General features: G+C 65.2%; 22 protein-coding genes. 9 read left to right on the top strand and 13 right to left on the bottom strand.

Features of this window, described 5'->3' with window-relative positions; genetic code table 11:
• The first annotated feature begins 75 nt into the window (after positions 1 to 75).
• From sodC to BH95_RS14815, 3 genes are read left to right on the top strand one after another with little or no spacing between them, the layout of a single operon-like run.
• Positions 76 to 771 (top strand): superoxide dismutase[Cu-Zn], encoded by a 696-nt coding sequence (gene sodC, locus BH95_RS14825; RefSeq protein ID WP_208601174.1) that lies wholly within the window; start codon positions 76 to 78, stop codon positions 769 to 771.
• 15 nt (positions 772 to 786) lie between these two features.
• Positions 787 to 2013, top strand: coding sequence for a glutamate--cysteine ligase (locus tag BH95_RS14820; RefSeq protein ID WP_157773091.1), 1227 nt, complete (start codon positions 787 to 789; stop codon positions 2011 to 2013).
• Positions 2014 to 2068: 55 nt separating this feature from the next.
• Positions 2069 to 3388, top strand: a complete 1320-nt coding sequence (locus BH95_RS14815; protein ID WP_037182873.1) for a phosphatase PAP2 family protein — start codon at positions 2069 to 2071, stop codon at positions 3386 to 3388.
• Here BH95_RS14815 and mnhG read toward each other — a convergent pair.
• Genes mnhG through BH95_RS14785 form a run of 6 tightly spaced genes read right to left on the bottom strand, consistent with a single transcriptional unit; the run spans position 3351 to position 9708 of the window.
• Complete coding sequence (gene mnhG, locus BH95_RS14810; protein WP_019666639.1) at positions 3351 to 3695, bottom strand: monovalent cation/H(+) antiporter subunit G; 345 nt, start codon at positions 3693 to 3695, stop codon at positions 3351 to 3353. The genes BH95_RS14815 and mnhG overlap by 38 nt on opposite strands.
• Positions 3692 to 3949, bottom strand: coding sequence for a monovalent cation/H+ antiporter complex subunit F (locus BH95_RS14805; protein WP_019666638.1), 258 nt, complete (start codon positions 3947 to 3949; stop codon positions 3692 to 3694). The genes mnhG and BH95_RS14805 overlap by 4 nt, the downstream gene beginning before the upstream one ends.
• The gene (locus BH95_RS14800) at positions 3946 to 4593 is read right to left on the bottom strand and encodes a Na+/H+ antiporter subunit E (RefSeq protein ID WP_230594354.1); all 648 of its coding nucleotides are present in this window, start codon (positions 4591 to 4593) and stop codon (positions 3946 to 3948) included. Before BH95_RS14800 ends, BH95_RS14805 begins: the two co-directional genes overlap by 4 nt.
• Before the next feature lie 5 nt (positions 4594 to 4598).
• On the bottom strand, positions 4599 to 6239 hold the full coding sequence (locus BH95_RS14795; RefSeq protein ID WP_019666636.1) for a Na+/H+ antiporter subunit D: 1641 nt from the start codon (positions 6237 to 6239) through the stop codon (positions 4599 to 4601).
• Positions 6236 to 6868, bottom strand: a complete 633-nt coding sequence (locus BH95_RS14790; RefSeq protein WP_019666635.1) for a Na(+)/H(+) antiporter subunit C — start codon at positions 6866 to 6868, stop codon at positions 6236 to 6238. The genes BH95_RS14795 and BH95_RS14790 overlap by 4 nt, the downstream gene beginning before the upstream one ends.
• Positions 6865 to 9708 carry a Na+/H+ antiporter subunit A gene (locus tag BH95_RS14785; RefSeq protein WP_026348063.1) on the bottom strand — a complete coding sequence of 948 codons (2844 nt, stop codon included), beginning with the start codon at positions 9706 to 9708 and terminating at the stop codon, positions 6865 to 6867. Before BH95_RS14785 ends, BH95_RS14790 begins: the two co-directional genes overlap by 4 nt.
• Before the next feature lie 255 nt (positions 9709 to 9963).
• Here BH95_RS14785 and BH95_RS14780 point away from each other — a divergent pair, with 255 nt between their 5' ends.
• The 5 genes from BH95_RS14780 to BH95_RS14760 all read left to right on the top strand — a co-directional run bounded on the left by BH95_RS14780 (position 9964) and on the right by BH95_RS14760 (position 12491).
• On the top strand, positions 9964 to 10293 hold the full coding sequence (locus tag BH95_RS14780; protein ID WP_037182870.1) for an ArsR/SmtB family transcription factor: 330 nt from the start codon (positions 9964 to 9966) through the stop codon (positions 10291 to 10293).
• Positions 10294 to 10392: 99 nt separating this feature from the next.
• On the top strand, positions 10393 to 10869 hold the full coding sequence (locus BH95_RS14775; protein WP_020112586.1) for an SRPBCC family protein: 477 nt from the start codon (positions 10393 to 10395) through the stop codon (positions 10867 to 10869).
• A 5-nt stretch (positions 10870 to 10874) separates the two neighbouring features.
• Entirely contained in the window at positions 10875 to 11285 is a 411-nt protein-coding gene (locus BH95_RS14770) for a VOC family protein (protein WP_037143589.1), read from the top strand.
• 38 nt (positions 11286 to 11323) lie between these two features.
• Entirely contained in the window at positions 11324 to 11677 is a 354-nt protein-coding gene (locus BH95_RS14765; RefSeq protein ID WP_033188689.1) for an NUDIX hydrolase, read from the top strand.
• Between the two features lie 61 nt (positions 11678 to 11738).
• Entirely contained in the window at positions 11739 to 12491 is a 753-nt protein-coding gene (locus BH95_RS14760) for an isocitrate lyase/PEP mutase family protein (RefSeq protein ID WP_019666629.1), read from the top strand.
• Between the two features lie 4 nt (positions 12492 to 12495).
• Here BH95_RS14760 and BH95_RS14755 read toward each other — a convergent pair whose 3' ends face one another.
• The 6 genes from BH95_RS14755 to BH95_RS14730 all read right to left on the bottom strand — a co-directional run bounded on the left by BH95_RS14755 (position 12496) and on the right by BH95_RS14730 (position 17692).
• On the bottom strand, positions 12496 to 14667 hold the full coding sequence (locus BH95_RS14755) for an AAA family ATPase (protein WP_019666628.1): 2172 nt from the start codon (positions 14665 to 14667) through the stop codon (positions 12496 to 12498).
• Positions 14668 to 14680: 13 nt separating this feature from the next.
• Positions 14681 to 15541: a CDP-diacylglycerol--serine O-phosphatidyltransferase gene (gene pssA, locus BH95_RS14750; RefSeq protein WP_019666627.1), complete on the bottom strand. Its 861-nt coding sequence runs from the start codon at positions 15539 to 15541 to the stop codon at positions 14681 to 14683.
• Positions 15542 to 15547: 6 nt separating this feature from the next.
• Complete coding sequence (locus BH95_RS14745; protein ID WP_026348061.1) at positions 15548 to 16264, bottom strand: phosphatidylserine decarboxylase; 717 nt, start codon at positions 16262 to 16264, stop codon at positions 15548 to 15550.
• A gap of 103 nt (positions 16265 to 16367) precedes the next feature.
• Positions 16368 to 16640 carry a GlsB/YeaQ/YmgE family stress response membrane protein gene (locus BH95_RS14740; protein WP_019666625.1) on the bottom strand — a complete coding sequence of 91 codons (273 nt, stop codon included), beginning with the start codon at positions 16638 to 16640 and terminating at the stop codon, positions 16368 to 16370.
• Between the two features lie 69 nt (positions 16641 to 16709).
• Positions 16710 to 17168, bottom strand: coding sequence for an SRPBCC family protein (locus BH95_RS14735; RefSeq protein ID WP_020112583.1), 459 nt, complete (start codon positions 17166 to 17168; stop codon positions 16710 to 16712).
• Between the two features lie 119 nt (positions 17169 to 17287).
• The gene (locus tag BH95_RS14730) at positions 17288 to 17692 is read right to left on the bottom strand and encodes a VOC family protein (protein ID WP_037182867.1); all 405 of its coding nucleotides are present in this window, start codon (positions 17690 to 17692) and stop codon (positions 17288 to 17290) included.
• Between the two features lie 88 nt (positions 17693 to 17780).
• On the opposite strand from BH95_RS14730, the gene BH95_RS14725 reads away from it, so the two are divergent.
• Complete coding sequence (locus tag BH95_RS14725) at positions 17781 to 18722, top strand: helix-turn-helix transcriptional regulator (protein WP_019666622.1); 942 nt, start codon at positions 17781 to 17783, stop codon at positions 18720 to 18722.
• A 6-nt stretch (positions 18723 to 18728) separates the two neighbouring features.
• Here the strand turns inward: BH95_RS14725 and BH95_RS14720 are convergent, their stop codons facing one another.
• The gene (locus BH95_RS14720; RefSeq protein WP_019666621.1) at positions 18729 to 19520 is read right to left on the bottom strand and encodes a DUF1206 domain-containing protein; all 792 of its coding nucleotides are present in this window, start codon (positions 19518 to 19520) and stop codon (positions 18729 to 18731) included.
• Between the last annotated feature and the right edge of the window lie 186 nt (positions 19521 to 19706).

The following is a 19706-nucleotide window of genomic DNA, read 5'->3' as shown; positions in this document are numbered from 1 at the left end:
CTGCCGACTGGACTACTACCGGGGATAGTTATGATCTACGCAACGCCCAGCCTGTCCGACGAAGGAGCATTTTCCATGGCATCGACCAGCACAGCCCGATCCCGGACGATCAGGTCGTGGCGCTTCGCTACTCCCGTCGTCGCTGTCGCCGCATTCGGACTGGTCGCATGCACGGCCCCGGAAACCCCGTCCGACGTAGCGGGCACGACGCCTCCCGTCTGGACCGGCCACGAGGATCCCTCCGGTCACGGCGTCGCCGCCGACAGCCCTGAGGGCACCGTCGAAGCCGAGTTCGAGAACGCCGCAGGCACCACCGTCGGCACCGTCTCGTTCGTCGAAGAGGGCGACCACCTCGTCGTCACCGTCGAAGCAGAAGGCCTCACTCCCGGATTCCACGGTCTGCACGTCCACACCGCGGGCGTCTGCGAGCCCAACTCCGTGGCACCTGCAGGCGGCGAGCCCGGCAACTTCCTGTCCGCCGGCGGGCACCTGCAGGTCGGCGGCCGCACCGAACACCCCTCCAGCGGTGACCTGACATCGCTGCAGGTCGGCGAGGACGGAACGGCCATGCTGGTCACCACGACCGACGCCGTCACCCTCGACGACCTCCGCGCCGACGGCGGACGATCCGTCATCATCCACGAGGGCCCGGACAACTTCGCCAACATCCCGCCGCGCTACACCCTGCCCGACGGCGGCGCCGTTCCCGACATGAACACCCTCATGACCGGCGACGCGGGTGGCCGCGCCGCCTGCGCGGTCCTGGAATAAGCGGTTCCCGCTCACATGCCGGGCCGCCCCACCCACTCCGCAGGCTCCGCTCCTGCGGCATCGGGTCACTCCGCAGGCTCCGCTCCTGCGGCATCGGGTCACTCCGCAGGCTCCGCTCCTGCCATAGCGTTCAATTCCTCCCCGCGCCCGACCCTCGGCGTGGAGTGGGAGATCGCGCTGGTGGACAAGGATTCGCTGGATCTCGTCAACTCGGCCGCCGACGTCATGGACGGCGTGACCGAGCTGGCGGGCGCGGAGACTCCGCGCGTGACGAAGGAGCTGCTGCGCAACACCGTCGAGCTCGTCACCGGAGTGTGCGAGAACGTCGGTGAAGCGATGGACGACCTGGGCGAGTCGCTCGATCTGGTCAGGCGCGCTGCGGCCCCGCTGAACATCGACCTGTTCAGTGCCGGCACGCATCCCTTCGCGGAATGGTCGACGCAGGTACTCACCAGCACCCCGAGCTACGACGAGTTGATCGCTCGCACGCAGTGGTGGGGGAGGCAGATGCTGATCTGGGGCGTGCACGTCCACGTCGGCGTGTCCTCGCCGGACAAGGTGTTTCCGATTCTCAACTCGCTGCTGCTGCAGTATCCGCACCTGCTGGCACTGTCGGCGTCGTCGCCGATCTGGTCCGGAAACGACACCGGATACGCCAGCAACCGGGCGCTGATGTTCCAGCAGCTCCCCACGGCGGGCCTGCCGTTTCAGTTCGAGGACTGGGGTCAGTTCGAAGGCTTCGTTCGAGACCAGATGAAGACCGGCGTCATCGAACAGCTCGGCGGAATGCACTGGGACATCCGGCCGGCGCCGAAGTGGGGAACCATCGAGGTGCGAGTGTGCGACGGCGCGTCCACCAAGCGTGAGCTCGCCGCGCTGGTCGCACTGACGCATTGCCTGATCGTCGACCTCGACCAGCGTCTCGAAGCAGGCGAGACACTGCCGAGCATGCCCCCGTGGCACGTTCAGGAAAACAAGTGGCGTGCGGCCCGGTACGGGCTCGACGCCGAGATCATCCTCGACGCGGACAGCAACGAGCGCCTCGTCACCGACGACCTTGACGATCTCCTCGAACGACTCGCGCCCACCGCGGTGCGGCTCGGATGCGCCGACGAGTTGGCGTCGGTCGCCGACATTCCCCGGCGGGGCGCGTCGTATCAACGTCAACGCAAGGTCGCGGCAGATTCCGACGGAAACCTTCGCACCGTGGTGCAGTCGCTGGTGGACGAACTGCGCCGGTGATCGACCTTCGATCGTGACCTTCTGGATGTAATTCTTCGTTCATGCTCCGTTTACTATGAACGACGTGCTTCAGGGGGAAGAGCGAACGTCACACGTCGAGAGAGCGGCGCCGGGCGCACTACGCGTCTACGGTGTCGGCGCTGTCGTCGTTCTGATTTTCCTCGCATCGCTGCAGGTCGTCGCGTTCTGGAAGGGTTTCCCCGGCCCGCTTCCGAGTATCTGGAACGACTTCTTCGGCACCCCCAAGTCGATGGCCGTGCCGTGGGGCGGTCTGGCGTTGGCCCTCGTCGGCGTACGCATGCCGATTCGGCTGTGGGCACTCGGAATCGCCGTACTGATCGATGCCGTGGGCGCGCTCGCTCGGTTGGAAGCCGGTCACCCGTTCGTCGTCGGCAACGGAGCCGTGATCGCACTGGCCGGATTGGCCGTGTTCACCATCTGGCGCCGCGACGCCGGCGGCATCCGAGCAGTGTGCCTCGGCGGACTGCTCATCCTCGCCACCAAGGGCGGCGACGCATGGTTGCAGATCACCACCATCGTCCGGCCCTACGTCCTGGACGAGTACGCGCAACTAGCCGACCACGCGCTCGGCAACCCGTCGTGGATCGTCGGAAGCTGGCTCGATGCGCTCGGCCCGATCGTCTACGCGGTGCTGCACTGGGTCTACATCCAGCTCCCGGTCGCCGCCATCGCCATCGCGATCTACCAACTCCGTGGCGTCTCGCGCACCGGACTGTGGCCGTCGCACTACCTGGTCAGAACATTTCTTCTCATCGGCCTCGTCGGACCTGTCTTCTACGTGCTGTTCCCCGTCGTCGGCCCGGTCTTCGCATTCGGTTCGGCCGGCGAGGGGTTCCAGCTCGGAAACTACTGGCCGACGCTGGTTCCGTTCGACGCATCGCCGACGGCCATCGGTTTCGACGAACTGACTCCCCGAAACTGCATGCCGTCGCTGCACACCGCCTGGGCGCTGAGCTTGTTCATCCACTCGAGGCGTGGTCCGTGGTGGCTCCGATGGGGTGGAACGGTGTGGCTGGTGTGCACCCTGGCCGCCACGCTCGGCTTCGGCTATCACTACGGTGTCGACCTGGTCGCAGGCGTCGTACTGTGCCTGACCCTCGAATCGGTGCTGCGCGACCCCGAGCGCGGGCTGAAAGATCCTGCCCGCATCCGGATGGTCGCGTTCGGCGTCGCGACGATGGTGGGGTTGTTGCTCTGTTACCGCTACCTCGCCGTCCCCATGGGAACGTATCCGGAGCTGTTCGGGCCGCTGATCCTGATCGCGATGGGATCGGTGATCGGGATGTTCTACGCAACGTTCTTCGCGAACAGCACCGTCAGCGATCGTCCCCTTCGTTCGTCTCCATCTCGTTGACGATCAGCAGTCCGTCGCGACCACGCTGCTCGCGGTAGGCGACACGTCCGACGGTGTGCGCGATGACCGGAGCCGTCACCAGGGTGAACACCCCGACGAGCACCAGCATCCAGATGTCGACGTTGCCTCGCAGTTGGATCACGGCGCCCGCCAGCACCAGTAGCAGGCCGACGACCTGAGGCTTCGTCGCGGCGTGCATGCGTGACAGCGTGTCCGGGAAGCGCACGATCCCGACGGCCGCGGTGAACGCGAGGATCGCGCCCAGCAGAATCAGAATGCCCGAGATTACTTCCAATACCGTGTTCATTCGTCCCTCACCCTGAACCTCGCGACACTGACGGATCCGATGAAACTCACCAGCGACAGTGCGACGATCGCGGGCACGATGGTGGTGTCGGCGCTGTAGACAGCCCACACCGCCAGCCCGCACATCGACACCGCGAGGATGGTGTCCATGGCGACGAGGCGGTCGAGTGTGCTCGGCCCGTCGAGCAGACGGTAGGCGGTCACGACGGCTGCAGCGATGAGCAGGATGCCGGAAACGGCAAGTACGACGGTCACTTCCACTCACCCTTTCGTTCGTCGTCGGTCTTCTTGTCGTCCCGGAAAGTGCCGTCCGTACCCGGTGCCGACGCGATGTCGTCGCCCAGGACTCCGTGGTACCGCTCGTACTCCTGGAAGTGAAGCGGGCTCGGCTTCCAGTCGGAATCACGCTCGAACGCGGCGATGAACAGTTTCTCCAGGTGACGTACGTAGGCGTAGAACGAATCGACTGCCTTCTGGCTGCCCATGTCCAGCACGTGTACGTAGAGCAGGCGCCTGGTCTGATCGATCTCCAGAACCATGGTTCCCGGAACGAGATTCATGGCGTCGACGAACAACGTGAGAACCAGATCGGACTTGATGGCGATGCGGCAGCGGAGAACACCGGTGACCGGCGGAGCCTTGGGGCGGACCGCAAGCCAGGCGACGTTCACCGACGACTCGGCGGCGTAGTAGAAGAACCAGAAGGTCAGCTTCAGCAAGGACCACAGGTGAATTCGACCTTCGACGGGCACCTTCGGCAACGGAAGCAGGATCATGATCCCGAGGCCGACGACGATTCCGCCCAGGACGTTGGCGGCACTGACGTTGCCCCACAACAACACCCACACGGCGGTGAGCCAGCCGAGAATCCACAGGCGCAGCAGGACGAAGCGGTTCAGATATTTCATCGTCCAGCCTCTTCTCCGGCGACCTGGTCCATGGATTTGTCTCCGAGGAACTCGGCACCTCGTACGGCGTCGATGTAGACCGAGCGATCACGAAGGTCGGCGGCGGCGCGGTCGCTGATGTCGATGATGCGGCCCGCGAAGACCGTCAGCGCCAATCCGACTGCGACGAGCCCTACCGTCGGGATGAGCATGAACGCGGGCATACGGCCGACGTCCTCGCGGTCCGCGAGTTGGATGTCGCTGGAATCGTCGAGCAGAGCGGACGGGCTGTTGTCCGCGAGGTCGCCCTCGGGAGCGTCGGCGCGAGCACGCCAGAACGCCTTCGTCCACACGCGGGCCATCACGTACAGCGTCAGCAAGCTGGTGATGGTGCCGCCTGCAACGAGGATCCACGCGAGGACGCTGCCCTCGGCGCTACCGGCCTGCAACAGCGCCACCTTCCCGATGAAGCCCGAGAACGGCGGAATACCACCGAGATTCAACGCGGGCACGAGGAAGATGATCGCCAACACGGGGCTCGCGGCGGCCAGGCCGCCGAGACGTCGCAGCGAGGACGACCCGGCCTGACGCTCGATGAGTCCGACGACCAGGAACAGCGTCGTCTGCACGATGATGTGGTGCGCCACGTAGTAGATCGCTCCCGACAGTCCGGACTGCGTGGACAGTGCGACGCCGAACACCATGTACCCGATGTGGCTGACGAGAGTGAACGACAGCAGTCGTTTGATGTCGCTCTGTGCGATGGAACCGAAGATACCGACGAGCATCGTGAGCAGACCGCACACGAGCAGGACGTTGTCCAGGCCTCCGTCGGGGAACAGCAGCGTGTGTGCACGGATGATCGCGTACACACCGACCTTGGTGAGCAAACCGGCGAACACCGCGGTGACGGGGGCCGGGGCGGTGGGGTAGGAGTCCGGAAGCCACGTGGACAGCGGGAACACCGCAGCCTTGATGCCGAAGGCGACGAGCAGGACCGCGAAGATCGCCGTCCTGGTGCCCGACGGCACGTCGTCCAGGCGGGTGGCGATGTGCGCCAGATTCAGCGTGCCGGTCGCGGCGTAGACCAGCGCGATGCCGAACAGGAAGATCAGCGACGAGACCATCGACACCATGACGTACGAGACGCCTGCACGCACGCGGTCGGCGCTGGCTCCGAGAGTGAGCAGCACGAACGACGCGGCGAGCAGAACCTCGAATCCGACGAACAGATTGAACAGGTCGCCGGCGAGGAACGCGTTGCACACGCCCGCGCTCAACGCCAGATACGTCGGAAGAAAGATCGAGACGGGCTGGTTCTCGTTGCCGTCGCGAATGCCCTGACCGATGGAATACACCATGACCGCCAGCAGCACGATCGCGCTGACCAGCAGCATCAGTGCGGAGAGGCGGTCGACGACCAGTGAGATGCCGATCGGGGAGTCCCAACCACCGACCTGCAGCGCGAACGTTCCGTCGCGGTCGGCAAGGTACAGCAGGAATGCCGACACGACGACGATGGCCGTCAGCGAGACCATCGTGATGACGCGTTGGGCCCGTGGCCTCCTGCCCGCCACGAGTGTCAACGCTGCGGCGAACAAGGGGATCAGGACCGGTAGCGGGGTGAGAGCGCTGATGGTGCTTGCGGGGATGCTCATTCGGAGCCTCCCTTCTTGCGCTTCTTGGCGCTGGGTTTGGATGTGTCCTTCACTGCGCTGTCGATGCCGTCGAGGCCCTTCAAGTCCGGTTCGTCGTCGTCGTCGAAGTCACCCTCGTGCAAGTCTTCGTAGCACTCGAGGTCCTCGATGTTCTTGAGTTCCTCGATCGGAATCGGGTTGCCCTGGCTGTCGAAGGCGTCACCACTGAAACTCGGCTCACCGGTGACCGGGTCGTCGGACCGGTCGCGGTCCGGCATGTCGGCCATGGATCGGCGCTTGGAGACCTTGGTGTCCTCCGGGTCGTTCTCGACGTCGTCCTTGGTGTTGAGCGTGAACGAGCGGTACGCGAGTGCCAGCACGAACGCCGCGATACCCATCGTGATGACGATGGCGGTCAGAATCATGGCCTGCGCCAACGGATCCGCCATGGTCTCGTGGATCGACGTCGTTCGGCCGACTATCGGGGGATTGCCCGTCGGGCCACCGACGGTCAGCAGCAGGATGTTGATTCCGTTGCCGAACAACAGGAGTCCGAGCAGCATCTTCGTGATCGAGCGTTCCAGAAGCAGGTACACCCCCGTCGCGACGAGGATGCCGACGACTATCAGCATGCCGAGGTTCGCGGTCATCGGGCCTTCACCTGGCTCTGCATCTCCACCTGTGCGTCGAGACGTGCACCGAGGCTTCGGAGGACGTCGAGTACGAGACCGACCACGATGAGGTAGACACCGAGATCGAAGAACAATGCGGTGACCAACTTGATGTCACCGAGTATCGGCAGGGTCACCTCGAGGGTCGCCGACGACAACGCCGGGGCGCCGAGGAACATCGACGCGATCGCGGTGCCCGACGCGAGTATCAGGCCGAGGCCGAGGATCTTGCCTGCGTCGATCGGAACGGCTTCGCCGAGTTCGTATCGGCCGCCTGCGAGGTACCTCAGTACCAGCGCGAGACCCGCGGTCAGTCCACCGGCGAATCCGCCGCCCGGCGCATTGTGTCCGGAGAAGAAGAAGTACACCGACAGCACCATGATCGTCGGGAAGATCAGGCGAGTCGTGACCTCGAGGATCAACGACCGATGCCGAGGATCGATCAGGTCTCCGCCCAGCAACCACGTCGTGTCGGTGCCGGAGGGGCTGTCGGAATCGGTTGCCGGCGCATCCGAGACGCGGGGTGCGCTGCCGAAGCGTCGGTTGCGGAACACCAGCGATGCGACGCCGGTGGCCGCGACGAGCAGCACCGAGATCTCACCGAGCGTGTCCCACGCACGAATGTCCACCAGGAGAACGTTGACGATGTTCTTGCCGTCGCCCAGCAGGTAGGCGGCGTCGGGAAGTTGCAGGGAGATCGGGTCGGTGCTGCGCGCGTTCATCGCGAACGCTCCGAGGACGGTGACCGTCGCGCCGACGGCGATCGCGAGGGCTGCGCGAGGCAACCTCGACCCGGCTGCGCCCCGGTCGTCGACCTCGGCGGGCAGTTTCCGCAGCACGAGCACGAAGACGACCAGAGTCAACGTCTCCACCAGGAACTGGGTCAACGCCAGATCCGGTGCACCGTGCACCGCGAAGATGACGCCGCAGCCGTAGCCGGTGAGGCCGACGAGGATGACGCTGGCGAGGCGGTTGCGCATCACCGTCGCGCCGAGCGCCCCGGAGATCATGATGAGCGAGACGATGACCTGAAGTGGAGTGTCGAACAGGACGAAATCCAGTCCGGGTTCGCGTCCGAACGCCAGCACGGCCATCGGAAGCAGCACCAGCGTCAGCAGGATCGTTCCCTGCGTCAGAGGCAGCGATCCTCGCTGGGTGGTGCCGGTCAGACGGAGCGAGATGGTGTCCATCGACTTGAGCACCGCGTCGTAGACCCGGTCCGCGTTGCCGAGCGGCGGATGCTCGAACTTGAGGCGGTTGACCATGCGGTGCGCGATGAACAGACCGACACCGCCGGTGACGACGACGACCGTCAACCCGAGCGGCAGGTTGACGCCGTGCCACAGGGCGAGGTGGTACGGAGCCTGCCCGTAGGAATCGACGGTGGCCGCGTACGGACTGACGATGGCGTCGACGACGGGCGAGAAGATTCCTGCGGCTGCACCCAGAAGAGCGAGGAAGGCCGGTGCTGCGAGGAAGAGCGCCGTGGGCTCGTGCATGTTCTTCACCGCGGGGCTCGGTCGCTTGAGTTGCTTGCGCCCGAACGCTCCCCACACGAACCTGATGCTGTAGGTGACGGTCAGGATGGACCCGACGACCATGCCCGCCACGACAATCCAGGCGACGGCAGGGTTGAGCGTCGGAGTGTCGATGACCGCCGACAGTGCGGTTTCCTTGCCGACGAACCCGAGGAACGGGGGCAGCCCCGCCATGCTGGCCGCGGCAAGTGCGGCGACGGCGCCCAACAGCGGTGCCTTCTTGCCCAGGTGCGCGAGCTTGCGGATGTCGCGAGTGTGCGTCGTGTGGTCGATGATGCCGACCACCATGAACAGTGCGGCCTTGAACATCGCATGGGCGATGACCATGGTCAGACCGGCGAGCATCGCCTTCTCGGAACCGATGCCCACCAGCACCATCAGGAAGCCGAGCTGACTGACCGTGCCGAACGCGAGGATCAGCTTGAGATCGAATGCGCGCAGCGCACGCCATCCCGCCAGGATCATCGACAACAGACCGAGGGTGATCACCGTCGCGCGCCAGGGGCCGGAATCGGCGAATCCCGGGGCGAGGCGAGCGACGAGGTAGATGCCCGCCTTCACCATCGCCGCCGCGTGCAGATACCCACTGACGGGTGTCGGTGCGGCCATGGCGCCCGGCAGCCAGAAATGCAGTGGCACGATGGCGGACTTCGACAGCGCACCGATGAGGATCAGCACGATGGCAACGCCGGCAAGCCATCCCGACGGGGCGTCGGCGACCACGTCGGACAGGTTGTAACTGCCGGCCACCTGACCGAGGACGATGATTCCGACGAGCATCGCGAGACCGCCCGCGGTGGTGACCAACAGCGCCTGGGTGGCGGCGCGTCTCGAGGATGCGCGCTCGGCGTAATGCCCGACGAGCAGGAACGACAGAACTGTCGTTATCTCCCAGAAGATGTAGAGCACCAACATGTTGTCGGCGGTGATGAGTCCGAACATGGCGCCGGCGAACGCGACCATCTCGGCGGCGAAGATGCCGAGTCGTGGTTCGTCGTCCTCGAAGTACCGGGCGCAGTAGACGAGGATCAGCGCGCCGATACCGAGCACGAGCAGCGACATGATCGCGGCCAGTGAATCGAACCGCATGTCCAGGTCCATCGACAGGCCGGGGACCCACTCGATGTTCAGAGACTGTTCGGTGTTCCAATTGGCGAACACCCACACCAGGCTGACGAGTGGCACCAGTGCAAGCGGAAAGAATGCGTTACGGCCCCACCAGCGGACCAACAAGGGCGCAAACACGGCCGCAACCGTGTGCGCGAGCAAAATAGCGAGCAAAAACGTACTCCGTCGTCTCGGGTCGCGTGATCCTGGCGCGGATCACGCGGTGGTCGTGGGGCGGCGTCGAGTAGGCGAACAAACGGAAAATATGCTCGCGAGCCGTGTGCTCGGCCGGCGAGTATAAGTTCACTCCATCCTACTTTGCGTGGTCGACGCGCTGCCATTCGGTACTGTTTGCACCTTTTCGTTGACTCGGAGGCGTTCGCGTCGTACTGTAATCAACAGTTCAGTTGATAAAGGAAGTGGTTGACAATGGGCGCTCGAGCCGCCGACGACGATCGACTCGACGAAGCCTTCACGGCCCTCGCCGACCCGGTCCGTCGAGCACTCGTCGCCCGCTTGAGCCGCGGCCCGCAGACGGTCAACGATCTCGCCGAGCCGTTCGAGATCAGCAAGCAAGCGGTGTCCAGGCACATCCAGGTCCTCGAGAATGCGGGCCTGGTGACGAGGACCCGAGACGCACAGCGTCGGCCGGTCCACCTGAATCCCGACCGGCTCGAACAGCTCACCGTGTGGATCGACAAGTACCGCATCATCCACGAACAGCAGTTCCGCAAGCTCGACAAGCTGCTCGCAGAGTGAGTGGGGCCTGCGGAGCGAATCCAAACAGGAGTGAGTGGAGCCTGCGGAACGAATCCAAACAAGAGGCGAGTCGAAAGAACACTTCGAGAAGGAGAAGTCATGACGAATCCAGTTGCCATCACCGTCCCCGACGGCCTGCCGTTCATCACCATCACCCGGGAATTCGACGCTCCCGTCGAGGCGGTGTTCCGGGCGCACAAGGAACCCGAGCTGATCGAGCAGTGGCTCGGGCCCAACGGATACGACATGGCGATCGAGCGCTACGAGTTCGTGACCGGCGGCAGTTACCGATACGTGCACACCAACCCCGAAGGAGCGACATTCGCATTCCGCGGCGTCTTCCATGTGGTGCGGGAGAACGAGTTCGCCATCCAGACGTTCGAGTACGAGGATTTCCCCGACGTCGTCAGCCTGGAGGCGTTGACCTTCGTCGACCTCGGTGACGGTCGGACTCGGCTCGAGATCGCGTCGGCCTATCCGTCCGTCGAATCGCGCGACGGAATGGCACAGAGCGGAATGGAGAGAGGCGTCTCCGAGGGGTACGAGCGTCTCGACGCGATCCTCGGAAGGAGCTGACCGTCGTGGACTGGACTTTGGAAGTGGTCGTCGTACCCGTGTCGGACCTCGATCGGTCGATCGAGTTCTACCGGGACAAGGTCGGGTTCGATCTCGACCACGACACCCGCAACGAGCACATGCACATTGCGCAGCTGACGCCGCGAGGGTCGGGATGCTCGATCGTCGTCGGGTCGCTGGCGTCGCAGCGTGAGATGGAACCGGGTTCGTTGAAGGGGCTGCAACTCGTCGTGTCCGACGCGCACGCCGCCCGTGAGGAGTTGCTGTCCCGCGGTGTCGAGGCCGGTGAGATCACCGTGTTCGACGACAGGGACGGGGGCACCTTCTTCGGGTTCGCCGATCCCGACGGCAACACCTGGGCGGTGCAGCAGTTGAAGGTGCGGGCGGACAAGCCGCTGATCCCGCGGAACCAGTGATCAGGACTGCTGGGCTGGCGTTCGTCCGGGGTCGACGAATGATTCAGGCTCGTTCGGTGGGGAAGTCGGCGTTCTACATGGCGGGAGGCAAGATCGATCCGGGCGAGACGCCTCTCGAGGCGCTGCACCGTGAGATTCGCGAGGAGCTCGACGCGGCGGTGGTCGACGCTCGGCTGCTGGATGTGTTCGAGTGCGAGGCGTGGGGGCATCCCGCGGGAACCGAGCTCGAGATCCATTGCTTCATCGCGGGATTGGCGTCGGAACCGACGCCGACCAGCGAGATCGCGGAAATTCGCTTCTTCACTCGCGACGAGTACGCGTCGATGCCGGATGTCGCTCCGGGGTCGCTCATGGTGTTCGACCGGATGCAAGCGCTCGATTTGATCGACTGATGCGGGTACGTTGTCGGTAGGAGAACGCACGTTCTCCCGCCTCGACGCATTAGGAGTCTCCATGACGAGCTTGTCCCAGAAGGCAACAACCCTCCTCGAACTCCACCAGCCCGGAAACCCCGTCGTGCTGCCGACGGTGTGGGACGCATGGTCGGCCAACCTCGCGGTCTCGGCTGGATTCACGGCACTCACCGTCGGAAGCCACCCGGTGTCCGACTCCATCGGTAAGCCCGACAACGAGGGCATCACCTTCGACGAGCTGCTCACACGCATCTCCCAGATCACCTCCGCCGTCGACGTCCCGCTGTCCGTCGACATCGAGTCCGGATACGGCGAGGACCCCAAGCGCCTCATCGAGGGCCTCGTCTCCGCGGGCGCCGTCGGCCTCAACGTGGAGGACACGGTGCACAGCGAAGGTGGACGTCTGCGTGAAGCTCAGGAGCACGCCGACTTCGTTGGCGCGCTGCGTGCAGCATCGGACGCCACCGACGTTCACGTCGTCCTCAACGCCCGAACCGACCTGTTCGTCAAGCAGATCGGTGACGAGAACGACCGCGTCGACCGCGCGATCGCCCGGTTGAAGCTCGCCGCCGACGCCGGCGCCGACTCGCTCTACCCTGTCGGCTTCCACAACGACGCGGACTACAAGCGTCTGGCCGAGGAGCTTCCGCTGCCCATCAATGCCATCGCCAACCCCGCGGACGGCGATCTGAAGCACTTCGCCTCGCTCGGAGTCGGCCGGATCAGCTTCGGACCGCTCTTCCAGGGTGCGCTGGCCGGAGAGGCAAGCAAGATCCTCGCGCGCTGGAACTAGGCACTCACGGCGAAGTGCGCGAGCCGTAGGCCTCGAGGTGCGCCACTTGCTCGGGATCGAGCGAGGGGCGCACCGTCGCGCGTGCGGTCGCCACGTCTGCTGCGGTGACGTCGGCCGCATCCATCGACCGGCGCATGGCCGTCAGAGCGGCCTCGCGCAGGAGTGCCGCGCAGTCCGCCGCCGAGTATCCGTCCAGATCCTCGGCGAGGGCATCGAGATCGACGTCGTCGGCGAGGGGGACTGCTTTGCCGGTGGCACGCAGAATGTCCTTGCGCGCGTCGGCATCCGGGGGCGGCACGAACACGAGACGCTCCAGTCGGCCCGGTCGCAGCAGCGCCGGGTCGATCAGATCCGGTCGGTTGGTTGCGCCGAGTACGACGACGTCACGCAGAGGTTCGACGCCGTCGAGTTCGGTGAGCAGTGCCGCGACGACGCGATCTCCGACGCCGGAGTCCGACGATTGTCCGCGTCGGGGTGCGAGCGCGTCTACCTCGTCGAGAAAAATCAACGACGGCGCCGAGTCGCGGGCGCGCTGAAACAGCTCTCGCACCGCCTTCTCCGAGGATCCGACCCACTTGTCCATCAGCTCGGCACCCTTGACGGCGTGCACGCTCAGCTGGCCGGAACTGGCGAGAGCGCGAACCAGGAACGTCTTTCCGCATCCCGGAGGCCCGTAGAGGAGAACCCCGCGGGGAGGTTCGATTCCCAGCCGCGAGAACGAGTCCGGATGCCGAAGGGGCCACAGTACGGCTTCGGTGAGGGCTTGCTTGGTTTCCACCATGTCGCCGACGTCGTCCAGCGTGATGCTGCCGATCGCCAGTTCTTCGGAACCCGAACGAGACAGTGGGCGGATGACGTCGAGGGCGCCGAGCAGATCGCTCTGCAGGATCTTCGGATCCGCCTTGTCGGCGCTGGCTCGCGATGCTGCACGCAGAGCTGCCTCGCGCACCAGCGCCGCCAGATCTGCGACGACGAATCCCGGTGTGCGCAGAGCGATGTCACCCAGGATCAGACCCTCGGTGGGGGAGGCGCGCAGTAGATGTTCCAGTAGTGCGGTTCGGCCTGCGCCGTCGGGAAGCGAGAGCGTCAGTTCTCGATCGCACAGGTCCTGCGACCTCAGACGTGCGTCGGTCGCCTCGGGGTGAGCGGTGGTGGCCACCAAGGCAATTCCGGGCGTGTCGACACCCCGTTTCAGTTTCTCGAGCACCAGAGTGGACACCGGTTCCGCAGTCGCCGGCAGCAACGCGTCGATGTCGGTGACGAGCAGAACCCCGCCGGCGCGCAACCGCTCGAACGCGGACGCCACGGCGTCGACGCGCGCGGAGGCTTCCAGTGCCCCGATCGACGGACCGTCCAGTTCGACGACCGGCCGGCCGGCGAGAACCGCACGTGCGAGCGTCGACTTTCCGACTCCCGCCGGACCGGTGATCAGGACTCCTAGATGCGGCGACGCACCCAACGTGGCCAGCAGTTCCGATTCGTCGAGGGCCAACCGAAGCCACTCGGTCAACTTCGACTGCTGAGCGGCCACCCCGACCAGCTCCTTGACCTCGACCGGCGCGGGCTCGGCTGCGGCGGGTGGCTGTTCGTTCCTGTCCGACACGGGTGTTCGCGCTCCGGTGCCCCAGCTGACGGCCGAGTTGGGTTGCACGCTGACCGGACCTCCGCTCGGATCGGTGGCCGAGACCGTCAACAGCTCGCTGGTCCACGCAACCCCGAACGAACGTGACAATGCCTGGGTCGCGGCGCTCGTGCTGGTACCGGGACCGAGATCCCGTGGCAGCAGCGAGACGGTGTCGCCCGCAGTCAGAACCTTCCCGAGAAGGGCCTTGCGCAGCGTCGCGTCGGGAATGGATCCGACGGCCAGCGTCGAACCGGACAGCGTCACCGTCCTGGCCCCGTACACGGTGACGGGAGCGACGGCGATGGAGCCGTCCTCCTTGATGCCCGCGTTGGACAGCGTGACGTCGTCGAGCAGTGCTGTGCCCTGCGGGGTGCCGTCGGGTGCTGTGCCCACCACAGCCGAGGTCCGGCGCGCGCCGATCAGTGCAACAGCGTCCCACTCGCGAATGCCGAGGGCCGCCAACACCTCCGGGTGCAGCCGGACGACTCCTCGGCGCGCATCCGCAGCCGACGTGTTGAGCCGCGCGGTCAGCACCAACTCCGGTGCGGTCACCGTGACGTCTCGCTCATCGGGGGCTCTTCGGGCGACGAAGGCCGAGCCTGGCTGCGGACCTACGGTTGTTGCCCGGCGCCCGGCGGATGGCCCGGCGCTCCGCTCGACGCTCCGCCGGCTTGGCGTCCCAGGTGTAGGGGCGGGCGGCGACCCAGCGCTGCGACCGAACGGCGAACGGAATGTGCGCCAGGTACATCGCGACGAGAACCATCAGCAGAACCAGCGGATACGTGATCAACGCGGCAGCGGCCAGCGCCACCAGAATCAGAAGCGCGGCTGCCATTCGCGGCGGAACCGAGACTGTTTTGAGGGCGAGAGTCGGGATGCGGCTGACTGCGAGGCCCGCGGTGAACACGGTCCAGCCGACGACGACGTAGAACGACGACCACCAGCCGTCACCCCATTCCTGGAACGCCGCGATCGGGGTGAGCACGATCAGCGCACCGGCGGGCGCCGGGACGCCGGTGAAGAACTCACTGGCGTAACCGGGTGAGTCGTCCTCGTCGAGAAGAGTGTTGAACCGTGCCAGACGCAGCACCATCGCCACCGCGTACACCAACGCGATGATCCATCCACTGCTCGAACCTTCCAACAGCGTCACGTACAGCACGAGAGCCGGTGCCACGCCGAAGGAGATGGCGTCGGCGAGTGAGTCGAGTTCGGCGCCGATGCGGCTGGTGGCGTCGAGCAACCGGGCGATTCTGCCGTCGAGTGCATCGAGAATCGCGGCCGCGCCGATCATCGCCAGCGAGGTTCCCAGCTGACCGTCCAGGGCGAACTTCACCGCGGACAAGCCGGCGCACAACGCCAGAATGGTGACGACGGACGGCAGCAATCGGACGGCTGCGGGCGGGCGGGCGCGTCTGGTGATCATCGCCGGCTATCGGGGAAGCTCGCCGAGCACCGTCTCGGCTCCGACTGCCCGCTGGCCCGGTTCGACCAGCAGAGTCGAACCGGAAGGGAAGTACGTGTCCACCCGGGAGCCGAACCGGATGAGGCCGTAGGTGTCACCGATGGTCAAGGCGTCGCCGACCTTCGCGTTGTTGACGATGCGTCGAGCGATCAACCCGGCGATCTGCACGACTCCGAGATCGTGTCCCGACGGGGTGCGGATGTGCATGCTGTTGCGTTCGTTGACCTCGCTCGCCTCGGCGAGGTCCGCGGATTTGAACTGGCCCTTGCGGTGCACGACCTCGACGACCTCGCCGGCGACGGGCACGCGTTGCACGTGCACGTCCAGGACCGAGAGGAAGATGCTGACGCGGGGAACGGCCTCGGTTCCGAGATCGAGCTCGGCGGGCGGCACCGCGGTGTCGACGAGTGTGATCAGCCCGTCCGCAGGTGCGACGACGACGCCCTGACGGTTCGGCGGAACGCGGCTGGGGTGGCGGAAGAACGTGGCGCACGCGCCGGCCGCGGTGAGTCCGGCCCGGCGGATCCACTTGTGCCTGCGGCCGAGTGCAGCGACCGCGAGCGGCCCGGCGACGAAGGGAAGGCCTGCTGGATGCAGCGGCGGAACGGTGTTTTTCACCAGCTCGGCGACATGCGCTATGCCGCTGCTGGGTGGTTGACCGATCGGGGCTGGACGGCGGGCCACTTCGCTCCTTAGAACATCTCTGGGGGCAGTGCCTGAAACGGACACTGCCGGGGCTTCACACAGTACGTGAGAAGCCCCGGCAGCCGGGAACGAGCAGTGACCGTCAGGTCCTCGAGCGACCCGTCACAGCCTTGACGATGAACAGCAGAATCACTGCGCCCAGCAGGCAGGTGAGGAAGCTGAAGATCAGGCCGCCGCCCTTGACATCGACTCCGAAGACGCTGAGCAACCAGCCGCCGAGGAATCCTCCGATGATGCCGACGACGATGTTCAAGATGATGCCCATCGATGCGTCCGTCTTCATGATCTTGCTACCGATCCATCCGGCCAAGCCGCCGATGACGATCCAACCGATGAAACCGAGTGCGGGTGTCATGTCATGCCCCTTTTTGTTCGTTGCCGTTTGACAACTGGGGCTGCCCAGAAACTTCACTCGTCAAACATTTTACCGAGCGCGCTCGCTTTCCGACTTGATGCGCTGCAGGGTCTTGTTCATTCCGTCGACGAGTTCGACGTCGAACTGCTCGATGCCGCCGAGAACGTTCTTGACGAGGAAGCCGGACACGGCGCTCGTGCCCGTCGGGGCCTCACGCTTCTCCACCACGGTGGTTCCCGTTGCCGACGGGGTGAGTGTGTAGGACCAGATCGTCTTGTTCTCCGCGATGCGGAACGCGATGGCCTTGTTCGGCTGGAATTCGACGACCTTCGCCGTGGTCGGCCAGACCAGCAGGCCCTTCCGATTGATGTTGAGCGTCGTCGTGCCCTTGCGGACATCGCCACCGAAGACCTTCATCTTCTTGCACTGAGGACTCCACTCACCCATGCGCTTCAGATCCGAGACGACCTTCCACACCTGCTCGGGACTGGCGTCGACGTCGATGCTGGCTTCGAGGGTCTTGCTCACGTGTTCCTCCGTAGATGCAACCGATAGTTACAGGTAAACGTAGTCGACAGGGTAGGTGTGGCGTGGCACTTCCGCCCGTTCCGGCGGGGATCCCCGACGGTAACCGAGCACGGGGAACGTCACGCCCGCCCGAGCATCTCCAGGTAGTGAGGGTTGGTCATGATGCCGAGGACGTTGCCGAAAGGGTCGACCACGGATGCGGTGTCGAAGCCTTCGCCGCGGGCTCGGATCTCGTCGTGCAGTGTTGCGCCTGCGGCGAGGAGCTTCTCGAGCGATCCGGCGAGGTCGTCGACGTGCCAGAAGGTGATGGATTCGGACTTCGAGGTTCCCGGGATCGCGTATTTGCGGTCGACGATGCCCAGTTCGTGCTGGAAGTCGCCGACTCGGAACTCGACGTAGCCCGGTGTTCCGTCCGGGTTGTCGCGGCGAAAGTACGGAGCGATTCCGAGGATGTCGGTGTACCAGTGGCCTGCCGCGTCGACGTCGTCTGCGTAGAAGCTGATGTTGCTGAGTCCTCTGAGCATTGCGTTCTCCCTCTCTCGTGGTTGTGGAGTCGACTATGCACGTAAAAGTGCTCATCTTCTGAGCACTTTCGGAGGGATACTTTCCTGCATGCGCGCAGACCGGCTCGTGGCGACACTTCTCCTGATGCAGACCCGTGGGCGGATCACCGCAGCCGAGGTCGCCGAAGAACTGGAGGTGTCGGCCTCGACAGCACGCCGGGACCTGGAATCGCTGTCGTCCGCCGGTATCCCGGTCTATCCGCAACCGGGTCGGAACGGCGGATGGCAACTGATCGGTGGCGCACGAACGGACCTGACCGGACTGAGTTCCACGGAAGCGCAGGCGTTGTTCACGTTGGTCGGTCCGGGCGCCGCATTGTCGCCGGACGCCAAGGCCGCGGTGCGCAAGCTGGTGAAGGCGTTACCCGAACCCTTCAGGGTCGACGCGCAAGCCGCGGCCGATGCGACGACGATCGATCCGGCCAGGTGGGGGCAGGAGTTGTCCGCAGGCTCGGAGCATGTCGGACTGCTGCAGCGCGCGGTGGTTCGGCGAGTGAACGTGACGTTCGGTTACAAGACGTTCGGTCACACTGGGCCCGGGCACCGCGAGGTCGGTCCACTCGGGCTGGTGGACAAGAACGGGCACTGGTATCTGATCGCATCGACGGCTCACGGCCTGCGGACGTTCCGCCTCGACCGGATGTCCGAGGTCGCGCCCACCGACACGGTGTTCTCGCGTCCGGCGGATTTCGATCTCGCCGACGCGTGGGCGTCCGTCGTCGAGACCGTGGAAGACCGGCAGCGCGCGACGTCGGCGGTCGTCGAGATCCCGGAGAGGTTGCTGTCGGTGCTGCAGGCGCAGTTCGGCAAGCATTGTGTGGTGCAGAACGTCGTCGACGGACGGCTGAGGGCGACGGTCTCCGCGCCTGCGCCGGTGATGATCGCCCAGCACCTGGCGGGCTGGGGTGCCGAGCTCGAAGTCGTCGAATCCGATTCGGTGCGAGCCGAGCTCGCGCGAATCGGATCCGAACTCACCTCCCTCTACGGGTAGAGGCCCTCACATGCGTGCGTGACGAGCGAGGACGAAGGCGTACAGGCCGTAGAGCGCGATGCCGACGCCGGCGAGGACCAGGAGTATCTGGCCGAACGGTTGTTCACCGAGCGTCTTGACGGCACCGTCGATGCCGGTGGCCTTACTGGGGTCGGAGGTGAACACCGCGACGACGACCAGTGCCCCGGCGCCGATCAATGCGGCACCCTTGGCGGCGTACCCGGCGATGCCGAGATACTCGACGCCTTTGCTCTGGTTGCCTTCCAGGTCGTCGAGGAAGTTCTTCGATACGCCCTTGTAGACGTGGTAGCCGCCGACACCGATCACGACGAGTCCGACGACGATCAGCACGATCTTGCCGAATCCGTTCTCCATCAATCGCGCGGTCATGCCTGCGTTCTGTTGACCGCTCGATTGTCCGGAGCCCTTGGCGAAGCCGAAGGTGGACCAGGCGAACGCCAGGTAGACGACGGCGAGGGCGGCGGCTTTGAGCCGGTCCATCGCGCTGCCTTCGTCCTGATCCGACTTCTTGCCGACGACGGCTTCCATGACTCGCCACAGTGCGAGTGCGACGAACGCGACGACGGCGACCCACAGTGCGATGGCACCTCCGGGTTTGCTGCCCAGTTCGGCGAGCGCACCGGACTGGTCGGCGTTGCCGCCCTGCCCGAAGGCGAGTCGAACGGCGATGTAGCCGATGAGGATGTGCAGCAGCCCGCTGACGAAGTGACCGGCCCGGGCTGCTCGTTCGAACCACGTGTTGTTCTGGACCGTTTCCGCGGCGCCTGTTGCGCTCATTTCGTGCCCCCGACTTGTCGATTGGTAATCCATCTCTTTACCCGGCTGCGAACCCGACGAAACGCACATGCGTCGAAACTTCTTCAGCGCGCCTCACCCGCGAACGGTAACGAGAGGCGAAGACTGGGCGATGCAACGAACGAGGAATCAGGCCAAAACGAATTTTGTTCGGAGTGATCGATCGTG

Source organism: Rhodococcoides fascians A44A (genome assembly GCF_000760735.1).
Lineage (GTDB): Bacteria > Actinomycetota > Actinomycetes > Mycobacteriales > Mycobacteriaceae > Rhodococcoides > Rhodococcoides fascians_E.
The sequence above is the reverse complement of the archived record's forward strand: the minus strand, read 5'-3'. Positions and strand labels throughout refer to the sequence as shown.

Bases quoted from the DNA above. Each gene is read 5' to 3' on its own strand.
- mnhG (WP_019666639.1), bottom strand. From the start codon at position 3,695: ATGAACACGGTATTGGAAGTAATCTCGGGCATTCTGATTCTGCTGGGC.
- BH95_RS14815 (WP_037182873.1), top strand. From the start codon at position 2,069: ATGAACGACGTGCTTCAGGGGGAAGAGCGAACGTCACACGTCGAGAGA.
- sodC (WP_208601174.1), top strand. From the start codon at position 76: ATGGCATCGACCAGCACAGCCCGATCCCGGACGATCAGGTCGTGGCGC.
- BH95_RS14820 (WP_157773091.1), top strand. From the start codon at position 787: ATGCCGGGCCGCCCCACCCACTCCGCAGGCTCCGCTCCTGCGGCATCG.
- BH95_RS14760 (WP_019666629.1), top strand. From the start codon at position 11,739: ATGACGAGCTTGTCCCAGAAGGCAACAACCCTCCTCGAACTCCACCAG.
- BH95_RS14775 (WP_020112586.1), top strand. From the start codon at position 10,393: ATGACGAATCCAGTTGCCATCACCGTCCCCGACGGCCTGCCGTTCATC.
- BH95_RS14740 (WP_019666625.1), bottom strand. From the start codon at position 16,640: ATGACACCCGCACTCGGTTTCATCGGTTGGATCGTCATCGGCGGCTTG.
- BH95_RS14730 (WP_037182867.1), bottom strand. From the start codon at position 17,692: ATGCTCAGAGGACTCAGCAACATCAGCTTCTACGCAGACGACGTCGAC.
- BH95_RS14795 (WP_019666636.1), bottom strand. From the start codon at position 6,239: ATGAGCATCCCCGCAAGCACCATCAGCGCTCTCACCCCGCTACCGGTC.
- BH95_RS14725 (WP_019666622.1), top strand. From the start codon at position 17,781: ATGCGCGCAGACCGGCTCGTGGCGACACTTCTCCTGATGCAGACCCGT.
- pssA (WP_019666627.1), bottom strand. From the start codon at position 15,541: ATGATCACCAGACGCGCCCGCCCGCCCGCAGCCGTCCGATTGCTGCCG.
- BH95_RS14780 (WP_037182870.1), top strand. From the start codon at position 9,964: ATGGGCGCTCGAGCCGCCGACGACGATCGACTCGACGAAGCCTTCACG.
- BH95_RS14765 (WP_033188689.1), top strand. From the start codon at position 11,324: ATGATTCAGGCTCGTTCGGTGGGGAAGTCGGCGTTCTACATGGCGGGA.
- BH95_RS14720 (WP_019666621.1), bottom strand. From the start codon at position 19,520: ATGAGCGCAACAGGCGCCGCGGAAACGGTCCAGAACAACACGTGGTTC.
- BH95_RS14790 (WP_019666635.1), bottom strand. From the start codon at position 6,868: ATGACCGCGAACCTCGGCATGCTGATAGTCGTCGGCATCCTCGTCGCG.